Raw genomic sequence first — 10,327 nt, 5'->3', positions numbered from 1 at the left:
TGCTGAATAGACACTGCGGAGTGGTAGTTCAGTTGGTTAGAATACCGGCCTGTCACGCCGGGGGTCGCGGGTTCGAGTCCCGTCCACTCCGCCACTTACATATCTTGAATAAAGAGTAAGAAACCTGGTTCGAAAGAGTCAGGTTTTTTTTCGGCTATAGAAATGACTTTTGACATTTAAAAGCAACTTGATTTATATCAAATGAATATTTGCTTTTGCCGTTGTATAAGTATTCTTTTGGTATAGAATCAAATTGTGATCTTTATCACGGGTGATGGGGTTCCACCTTTAACCGCTCAATTCTTTTTTTGAGATGATGGCTCCTGCTAGGTAGGATAGATCTATCTGCAGGTTTCCAATTGCTCTTAATATATCTATCCTTAGCATTAATATTAATTATATTAGGTAGATATATGTCTCACCCATTAAACGCTAATCCAAAGCTATTTGCTCAAATTCTACGATGGATTGCTATCATTATTCCTGTTGCATCTGTTATCGGTGCGCTTAATGCTTTCTTCTTATGGATTTTGTCTGAAGCAACCGCGGCACGAGAAGCAAATACTTGGCTTCTTTATTTATTACCTTTTTCTGGCCTAGTTATTGTCTACTTGTATAAAGAGTTAGGCAAAAACTCGGATGGTGGTAATAACCTCATCATGGATGAAATACATCAACCTGGAGCTGGTATTCCTACTCGCATGGGTTCACTGGTTTTAATTACGACGGTGATCACCCATTTATTTGGTGGCTCTGCGGGCCGTGAAGGAACGGCGGTACAGATTGGAGGGGCAGCTTCTAATTACTTTGCTAAGATTTTTAAGTTATCAGAATCAGACAGGCGATTACTGCTTATCTCGGGTATTGCTGCGGGCTTTGGTGCAATTTTTGGTACACCTTTGACTGGTGCTATTTTCGCGCTAGAGGTGCTCGCTATAGGGCGTTTAAAGTATGATGCTATAGTTCCAGCCTTATTTTCTGCTATCGTTGCTGATATGGTCTGTACGGCGTTAGGAGCACATCATACTCATTATCGCATTGACTTTTTAGAGTCATATCAATTACTCGACCATGTTGTGAAAGTTGATCCGTTTTTATTGCTTAAAATTTTAGTGGCAGGTGTGGGCTTTGGATTAGCGGGTTATCTTTTTGGTGAGCTCACACATTCGTTAAAAGATTTTTTTAAATTGACTTTGAAAAACCCATATTTGATTGTGTTTGTTGGCGGTATTCTGGTTATTTTAATTACTAAGCTGATTGGTAACTATGACTATACAGGCTTAGGGGTTTACAGTTACCGTGAAGGTGGGGTGAGTATTGTTTCAGCTTTCCATCAAGGTGGCGCTGAATGGTATAGTTGGTTGTTTAAATTAATATTAACTGCACTCACTTTATCGGTTGGATTTAAAGGTGGGGAAGTTACGCCATTATTTTTCATCGGTGCAACGCTAGGTAATACTTTAGCTTGGGCTTTAGGTGCGCCACCTGAATTGTTTGCTGCCCTAGGCTTTATTGCTGTATTTGCCGCAGCGACTAATACTCCGTTAGCCTGTACTATCATGGGTGTAGAGTTATTTGGTTCAGAGTACATTTTATACTTCGCTGTTGCTTGCTATACCGCCTATTACTTTAGTGGTCATACAGGTATTTACTCTTCGCAACGAGTTGCTGTTCCTAAGCTATTTGATTTAAAAGATACGCCTAAGTTTGATGGGAAAATAGGTCAACTACGTGAAACCCAATCAAGTTTATTTGCATCACTACTTAAGAAATTAAGAAATAAATAGGAGATAAGTCGTCATTTATCAATAATAACGGTTGATGATTATAAATTGAGCTAATATACTTTTTCTACTTGTCGGAGTGCCATAAGGCTGAGACCGCTATGCGGGATCCGTTGAACCTGATCAGGCTAATACCTGCGAAGGGAACGAGAGAAGAGTAATCTATTCACATTATTACCCCTCTATTTGTGTATCTGTTTTTACAGATTCGCTCTTGTGCATCAAAATCCGTCAAGCATTTACCCCTCGGGACTTCTAACTCATACAGTTAAAGGAAAATGCTATGTCGTCAAGTCGTAAACAAGCCAGAATGGACGCTAAGAATTTTATTAATTCTCTATCTGTCCAACCTTATCCCAATTCGCAAAAAGTTTATATTCAAGGAAGTCGTTCTGATTTACGTGTTCCTATGCGTGAAATCAACCTCGCAGATAGTTTTGTCGGAGGCACCAAAGATGACCCTATTTTAGAGCCAAATCAGCCAATTCACGTCTACGATACCTCTGGTTTTTATACCGATCCTAATTATCAAATCAATCTATATAAAGGCCTACCCAAGTTGAGGGAGTCTTGGATTGAAGAAAGGGCGGATACGGCTTTTCTAGATTCAGTGAGCTCAAAGTTTACCCAGAAAAGGTTAGATGATGACACTTTAGATGACCTGAGATATGGAAATTTACCGAAAATTCGTAAAGCAAAATCAGGCTGTTGTGTGACGCAATTACACTACGCCCGTAAGGGAATCATTACCCCTGAGATGGAGTTTATTGCAATACGTGAAAATATGGGACGTCAAAAATTTGCAGATGAACAACTCAATCAGCAACATCCCGGCGAAAATTTTGGTGCTCACCTCCCTAAAGAAATTACTCCAGAGTTTGTTCGTCGTGAAGTAGCCGAAGGGCGAGCAATTATTCCATCCAATATCAATCACCCAGAATCTGAGCCAATGATTATTGGTCGTAATTTCTTAATTAAAGTAAATGCCAATATTGGTAACTCATCTGTCTCATCATCGATTGAAGAAGAAGTCGAAAAGCTGGTTTGGTCGACTCGTTGGGGTGGCGATACCGTTATGGATCTTTCGACAGGCCGTAATATTCATGAAACTCGTGAATGGATTCTGCGTAATAGTCCTGTTCCAATTGGCACAGTTCCGATGTATCAAGCATTAGAAAAAGTAAATGGTGTTGCAGAAAATCTCAATTGGGAAGTTATGCGCGATACTTTGATTGAGCAAGCTGAACAGGGAGTTGATTACTTTACTATTCATGCAGGTGTTTTATTACGTTATGTTCCTATGACAGCTAAGCGTGTTACGGGAATTGTTTCTCGTGGGGGCTCTATTATTGCTAAATGGTGTTTAGCACATCATCAAGAAAGTTTTCTATATACACATTTTCGTGAAATCTGTGAAATCTGTGCTCAGTATGATGTAGCACTGTCACTTGGGGATGGTTTGCGCCCTGGTTCAATTGCTGATGCCAATGATGAGGCGCAATTTTCTGAGCTACGTACTCTAGGGGAGTTAACTAAGGTTGCTTGGGAATACGATGTTCAAGTCATGATAGAAGGTCCAGGACATGTTCCAATGCATATGATCAAAGAGAACATGGATGAACAATTAAAACATTGCCATGAAGCGCCATTTTATACATTAGGTCCACTGACCACCGATATTGCCCCTGGCTATGATCATATTACTTCTGGTATTGGTGCTGCAATGATAGGTTGGTTTGGTTGTGCGATGCTTTGTTATGTCACACCAAAAGAGCACTTAGGTTTGCCAAATAAAGAAGACGTTAAGACGGGACTTATTACTTATAAACTTGCAGCTCATGCCGGTGATTTGGCCAAAGGACATCCCGGAGCACAAATTCGTGATAATGCCTTATCTAAGGCACGTTTTGAGTTTCGTTGGCATGACCAATTTAATCTTTCTCTCGATCCTGAAACAGCGTTGGCTTTTCATGATGAAACCCTTCCTCAAGAGTCCGGAAAAGTAGCCCATTTTTGCTCAATGTGCGGCCCTAAGTTCTGTTCAATGAAAATCTCTCAAGAGGTACGTGAATATGCCAAAGATAGTGAGCAAGTCTCTGCAGATCAGGCTATTGAGGTGAAAATGATAGGTGATCCGTTAGAAGGGATGAAAGCCAAGTCACGTGAATTTCTTGAGACTGGTTCAGAGCTTTATCATCCTGTAGTGCAGCCAAAGAATAAAAAATTGGTAGAGCAGGAGAGTAAGTAATGAATAAGCTTATTTTTAATTATTTTGGTGAAACTTTATTTAAACAGCAAGTTCAATCTTGTTTGAAAGCTGCTAAGCAAGCTGGTTTTGTGCTACCTGATGTGGAGTTTTCAACGTTGTCACCTATAGGCGATTTATCGTCAGTCATTCATTTAGAATCTGGCTGCAAAGAGGTTTCTGCAGCATTTGATGCTGAGACTCTAATCAAAGGGAGCGATGTTACTTTGTGTTATCAGAGTGGATCTGATGCATCACTCGCTGTTGAAGACGGTGTCAGTTTAATCTCGGTGGCAGTCAATGATGGTGATGTACTTATTGATAAAGTTAGGCTTGCCGATGGATTTTCTGTTGATTTATATACTTTTAATTTAGATTGGAATCATGAATCAACGATTCGTCATTATTGTTGGTTTGTTATTTCTTTAGGCTTAAATTTTACTCTCGAAGATTCAGCTATTATCGCGAATGCTGCAGTGAAACAACACCAGGATGTTTCACGTGAAACATGGCCAAGCGATGCACACGTCTTCCCGCAATTAACCCAAGCGGCTACACCTCAAATCAGTCCTCCATTCAAACTAGTACCACACAATATCGGTTTATACCCAGTGGTTGATTCCGTTGAATGGATCGAAACCCTGCTTAAGCGAGGTGTTAAAACACTTCAGCTTCGAATGAAAGATCCGATTGACTCTGACTTAGAAGCCAATATAAAGCATGCGATAGAACTTGGCCGAGAATATAAAGCACAGCTATTTATTAATGATCACTGGCAACTCGCTGTGAAATATAAAGCTTATGGTGTTCACCTCGGGCAGGAAGATATTGAAGTCGCAGATTTACAGACGATCAATCAAGCAGGCCTACGATTAGGGATTTCGACTCATGGTTATTATGAAATTTTACGAGCTAAGCAGTTGAAAGCTTCTTATATTGCACTTGGACATATTTTTCCTACCACGACTAAACAAATGCCATCTAAACCACAAGGACTGAATAAGTTAGCGCTATATCGAAAAATGATTGGAGATGATTTTCCAACAGTGGCAATAGGAGGCATTAATTTGAATAACGCACAAGAAGTTTGGCAAACGGGAGTGAGTAGCTTAGCTGTGGTCCGTGCTATTACACAGGCAAATGATATACAATTGGCGATAGATTCTTTCTATCAAATTATGGCTTCTCCACGAAGTGATAAGGCCATTGCTTAAAGCTCTAATAAGTAACAAGGGAAAACAATGAACGACCAACAATTTCAGCGCTACCAACGACAAATTATGGTTCCAGAAGTATCAGAAGTGGGCCAAGAAAAACTTATTGGTAGTAAAGTGTTGTTGGTTGGCTGTGGTGGGTTAGGCTCAGCAGCTGCGCTTTATCTAGCTGGAGCGGGAATTGGTTCATTAGTGGTTGCTGATGGTGATGAAGTCGACTCATCCAATTTACAGCGTCAGGTAATATACCGTGAATCTGATATTGGAAGAAATAAAGCGGAAGCGACTGCCGAACAATTAAAGCAGCTAAATCCTAATTGCAAAGTTCGTAGTGTGAAATCTTTTCTAGCCGATGCTCAGTTGAATTTAGAAGTAATGCTGGCGGATGTTGTACTAGATTGCAGTGATAATTTTCCGACTAGGCAAGCGGTTAATAAAGCCTGCCATGATGGAAATACCCCTCTGATCTCAGGTTCAGCGATTGGCTGGATTGGGCAATTAATGAGCTTTGACTTTAATCACCACTCATCACCTTGTTACCGTTGTGCTGTGCCATATCAAGATAACAGCGCAGGTTTGAAATGTTCAGAATCGGGAGTCATTGGCCCGGTCGTCGGCACGCTAGGTAATTTACAAGCGCTTGAAGCGATCAAATACCTAACTCAAAACAATAAACTAAAACCTGCGTCTCTTAATTTATTTGATGGGCAAACGCTATCTTGGCAGAAATTTAATATTGCTAAAGATTCCGAGTGCCCTGTCTGTGGAAGCTGATTGGTACAAATCAGTCTCCATAAAGAAGGATCTAAGGAGATACCATGCAAGTCACGGTAAATCAACAAGTACATTTTTTAGAGAAGAATCAATATAACCTAATTCAATTACTTTCTCGATTGTCTCTTAATCAACAAGGTATTGCGATTGCGATTAATCAAGATGTTATTCCTAAAGCTCAGTGGACCGAAACGATACTGAATGATGGTGATGATGTTTCAGTTTTCACTATGATCGCAGGAGGCTAACCATGAATTCTTTACAAGATTCGCTGGTTATCGCCGGCCAAATATTCAATTCAAGATTATTTACAGGAACAGGTAAGTTTGCCAATTCTGACCTTATGTTGGAATCATTGTTGCATTCCTGCTCAGAACTCACCACTTTAGCACTTAAACGTCTCGATCTTCAGCGTCAAACTGATGATATCTTACAGCCATTATTAAAAACGAACGTACGACTTTTACCGAATACTTCTGGAGCAAAAACAGCTAAGGAAGCCATTTTTGCCGCACAGTTGGCGCGAGAAGCCCTAGATACTAATTGGTTGAAATTAGAAATTCATCCCGATCCTAAATATCTTATGCCAGATCCTATCGAAACACTAAAAGCTGCTGAACAATTGGTTGAGCTTGGTTTCATTGTTTTGCCTTATTGTCATGCTGACCCTGTGTTATGTAAGCGCTTAGAGGAAGTTGGTTGTGCCGCAGTTATGCCTCTTGCTGCACCGATTGGTTCCAATAAGGGCTTGGTTTCGGAAGACTTTCTCAAAATTATTATCGAGCAAGCGAACGTACCGGTTGTGATTGATGCGGGAATCGGTGCACCTTCACACGCTGCTTATGCTATGGAATTAGGTGCTGATGCTGTATTGGTGAACACCGCGATTGCATCATCGGCTAATCCTGTAGCAATGGCACAGGCATTCAAATTGGCAGTCCAGTCAGGTCGCCAGGCTTATCTAGCAGGGTTGGGTGGAGTAAGCCAGCAAGCAAGTGCATCAAGCCCGCTTACTGCGTTTTTAGGGTAGGTGATGATGACTTTTATTGATGTATTTAAAACGTTAGATTGGGATCAAGTTTATTTGTCCATTCACAGCAAAACAGCTGTTGATGTTGAACGAGCTTTAGCTAAAACCAGATTGAATTTAGAAGATTTTAAGGCGTTAATTTCACCGGCTGCTGAGTCTTATGTTGAGCAAATGGCACAACGTTCTTATGTTCTGACTCGTCAGAGATTTGGTCATAATATTAATTTCTACATTCCATTGTACCTTTCTAACTTGTGCGCCAACGCTTGTACTTACTGTGGTTTCTCTATGGAGAATAAAATTAAACGCAGAACACTCGATCAAACTGAGGTAGAAGCAGAAGTAGAAGCTATCAAAGCGATGAATTTTGATAGTGTGTTATTAGTTACCGGTGAGCATGAAACTAAAGTCGGCATGAACTATTTCCGCACTATGCTACCTGTGATTAAGCAGCAGTTTTCTTACTTGGCGATGGAAGTCCAACCGCTTGATCAAGATGATTACCGCGAACTGAAAACACTAGGACTTGATGCGGTGATGGTCTATCAAGAAACCTATCATCCAAGTACTTATGCTAAACACCACTTAAGAGGGAATAAACAGGATTTCTATTACCGACTCGAAACGCCTGATCGTGTTGCCAAAGCGGGAGTTGATAAAATCGGCATAGGGGCTCTGATTGGCTTAGAGGATTGGCGAACCGATTGTTTGTTTACGGCTGCACATTTACAGTATTTGGAAAAGCAGTATTGGACGTCTCGTTATTCGATTTCTTTTCCTAGGTTGCGACCATGTGAGGGTGCTTTACAACCCAAATCGGTAATGACAGATAAACAACTCGTACAGCTTATATGTGCTTTTCGCTTGTTTAATCATGAGGTCGAGTTGTCATTATCGACCCGGGAACAGCCGAGTTTTAGGGATAATGTATTGCCGCTAGGGGTTACCCATATCTCTGCCGCATCAAAAACCCAGCCGGGTGGCTATGCTAATTCAGAAGTAGAGTTAGAGCAATTTGCGATTAGTGATGAGCGTTCAGTTGAAGAGGTGGTTAAGTCTGTACAACAACGTGGCTATGAAGCGGTGTGGACCGATTGGCATCACGCTTATTCTGGATGATTTGTGTAGATTATAGTTACATAGTTATTCTCAACTATAATTAGTTTCAAATAGGTTTCACGTGAAACAATAAAGCCCGTCTCGGTTGATATCGAAACGGGCTTTGTTTTTATTTTCCCCCAACTGCGTTACTGAGTGACTTCTAGTTATCTGCTGCTGAGGTTCTTTATAGTGGAAAAGTCGTTAATTAAATAGCTAAAGTAGCCTGTTTTAACCACTGCTTTACCTCACCATCAACTAGTGAGCTAACATCATTCCATACTTTTTGATGATACTGATTCAGCCACTCAATCTCGCTAGTGGTCAACAGCGTGCGATCAATCGCTCTAACATCGATTGGACAACGCGTAAGAGATTCAAAACCAAGAATAGATAAATCACCTTGGGTTTGTTTCTCAGTGACTAACTCGAGGTTTTCAATGCGAATGCCAAACTCGTTAGCACGGTAGTAACCCGGTTCATTGGATAGCACCATACCTGCTTGTAGGGCTACGCCATTGTAAGCAGAGGAAATACGTTGTGGTCCTTCATGAACACTTAGGAAATGACCCACACCATGGCCGGTCCCATGATCATAATTATAGCCTTCAGCCCATAAATATTGACGAGCCAACACATCAAGTTGACTTCCGGTTGTTCCTATTGGAAAACACGCAGTTGCCAAAGCAATGTGGCCTTTTAGTACTAGTGTGAATTGTTGTTTCATAAATGCTGAAGGTTCACCAATTGCCACGGTACGAGTGATATCAGTCGTGCCGTCTGGGTACTGGCCGCCTGAATCAACTAGATAAAGAGAGTTTAATTCCAGCTTACCAAACTCTATTTGATCGACGTGATTGTAATGACACATAGCAGCATTACTTCCTGCCGCTGAAATAGTATCAAAGCTTAAATCGGCTAATGAGTCATCTTGTTTACGGAACTTATGTAATTGGTCAGATAGAGTGCCCTCATTATGTAAGCGACCAGCTGCAACTTCGGAATCAATCCAACATAAGAACTTCGCCATTGCCACACCATCTCGCACATGACAATTAATCATTCCTTGAGATTCAGTTTTGTTCTTTTGGGCTTTAGGTAGTAAACATGGATCACTGGCTGCAATAATATGCGCATGGCTATTTTTTAATACTTGGCTAAACCAGGCATTACTACTGGCTGGATCAACAATAACTTTTTTGCCCGTTAGTGAACTAAGCGATGCTTCAAGTTGAGATGGTGATGAGACACGAACACCTGAGCCGACATGCTGTGCAAAATTAGCAGGGATACGTTCAGGATTAATAAATAACTCTAAACTTGAATCTGCATGTAAAATCGCATGACATAACACGGCAGGTAGGCGAGGTACATCGAGGCCACGAATATTGAGTAGCCAACAAATAGAATCTATTTGAGTCAGCAGTGCGGTATCAGCATTTTGTTGAGTAATGACTTGTGCGATGTTGTGACGTTTATCTTGTGAAGATTGACCAACAATGTCTAATGGCATTAATCGTAATGGTGATTCAACGGTTGTAGGGCGATCAGACCAAAGCATATCAATCGGGTTGCTTTCGACATCAACCATCTCAATTTGACCATTGAGTTGATTTTGTGCGGCTTGATACCAAGTGGCGGAATGCATTTTAAGGTCAATTGCTAAACGGCTACCAGCTGGCATATTTTGTTGTAACCAATTAATTGGCGGTTCTTGAATAAAATGATGATAACTAAAAATGTCATTCGGGACTTGTTTAGTGACTTGAACGGTATATCGGCCATCGACAAACATCGCAGCCGTTTCTTGAGTTATTACCGCGGCACCAGCTGAACCAGCAAAGCCTGTGATCCAATTTAAACGCTCATTATGGGCTGGAATGTATTCGCCTAAAAACTCATCTTCATGTGGAATAATGACCGCATCATAATCGTGTTGAATTAACCATTGACGAAGTTGTTGAACACGGTCTGCAATTACTTTGTGCATTTGAATCATCCTTATTGAAGTCACTTAGGTATAAAATGATGGTTTAATATTACCATTGCCATTTAAATGTGTAATGCGCTTGTGATTAAAATCTGATGATGTGATTGATTATTTTAATGTTTCACGTGAAACACCAAGTAATAGAACTTCTCAATGGGTGGTTGATGGGAATCTGTAAAAAATCACAAGCCT

The 10,327-nt window shown here is 40.7% G+C and carries 8 protein-coding genes, 1 tRNA gene and 2 riboswitches; of the genes, 8 read left to right on the top strand and 1 reads right to left on the bottom strand.

What is annotated here, in order from left to right:
- Nucleotides 1-17 precede the first annotated feature (17 nt).
- The 8 genes from QQJ93_RS16030 (at nucleotide 18) to thiH (ending at nucleotide 8,166) form a co-directional block, all read left to right on the top strand.
- Nucleotides 18-94: transfer RNA gene (locus tag QQJ93_RS16030), tRNA-Asp, on the top strand.
- Nucleotides 95-261: 167 nt separating this feature from the next.
- Nucleotides 262-333: riboswitch (Fluoride riboswitch) on the top strand.
- 80 nt (nucleotides 334-413) lie between these two features.
- The gene (locus tag QQJ93_RS16025) at nucleotides 414-1,787 is read left to right on the top strand and encodes a voltage-gated chloride channel family protein (protein ID WP_089125179.1); all 1,374 of its coding nucleotides are present in this window, start codon (nucleotides 414-416) and stop codon (nucleotides 1,785-1,787) included.
- 62 nt (nucleotides 1,788-1,849) lie between these two features.
- Nucleotides 1,850-1,947, top strand: a riboswitch (TPP riboswitch).
- Nucleotides 1,948-2,067: 120 nt separating this feature from the next.
- A complete protein-coding gene (thiC, locus tag QQJ93_RS16020) occupies nucleotides 2,068-4,032 on the top strand; it encodes a phosphomethylpyrimidine synthase ThiC (protein WP_089125178.1) in 1,965 nt (654 codons plus the stop codon).
- On the top strand, nucleotides 4,032-5,243 hold the full coding sequence (gene thiE / locus QQJ93_RS16015) for a thiamine phosphate synthase (protein ID WP_089125177.1): 1,212 nt from the start codon (nucleotides 4,032-4,034) through the stop codon (nucleotides 5,241-5,243). Before thiC ends, thiE begins: the two co-directional genes overlap by 1 nt.
- A gap of 27 nt (nucleotides 5,244-5,270) precedes the next feature.
- Nucleotides 5,271-6,017, top strand: a complete 747-nt coding sequence (locus QQJ93_RS16010) for a HesA/MoeB/ThiF family protein (protein ID WP_089125176.1) — start codon at nucleotides 5,271-5,273, stop codon at nucleotides 6,015-6,017.
- A gap of 44 nt (nucleotides 6,018-6,061) precedes the next feature.
- Nucleotides 6,062-6,265: a sulfur carrier protein ThiS gene (gene thiS, locus QQJ93_RS16005; protein ID WP_089125175.1), complete on the top strand. Its 204-nt coding sequence runs from the start codon at nucleotides 6,062-6,064 to the stop codon at nucleotides 6,263-6,265.
- Between the two features lie 2 nt (nucleotides 6,266-6,267).
- Entirely contained in the window at nucleotides 6,268-7,047 is a 780-nt protein-coding gene (locus QQJ93_RS16000; protein WP_089125174.1) for a thiazole synthase, read from the top strand.
- A 6-nt stretch (nucleotides 7,048-7,053) separates the two neighbouring features.
- Nucleotides 7,054-8,166, top strand: coding sequence for a 2-iminoacetate synthase ThiH (gene thiH, locus QQJ93_RS15995; RefSeq protein ID WP_089125173.1), 1,113 nt, complete (start codon nucleotides 7,054-7,056; stop codon nucleotides 8,164-8,166).
- Nucleotides 8,167-8,353: 187 nt separating this feature from the next.
- Here thiH and QQJ93_RS15990 read toward each other — a convergent pair whose 3' ends face one another.
- A complete protein-coding gene (locus QQJ93_RS15990) occupies nucleotides 8,354-10,135 on the bottom strand; it encodes an aminopeptidase P family protein (RefSeq protein ID WP_089125172.1) in 1,782 nt (593 codons plus the stop codon).
- Nucleotides 10,136-10,327 lie beyond the last annotated feature (192 nt).

The sequence above is a fragment of the Vibrio algivorus genome (assembly GCF_030161215.1).
GTDB classification, from domain to species: domain Bacteria; phylum Pseudomonadota; class Gammaproteobacteria; order Enterobacterales; family Vibrionaceae; genus Vibrio; species Vibrio algivorus.
The sequence above is the reverse complement of the archived record's forward strand: the minus strand, read 5'-3'. Positions and strand labels throughout refer to the sequence as shown.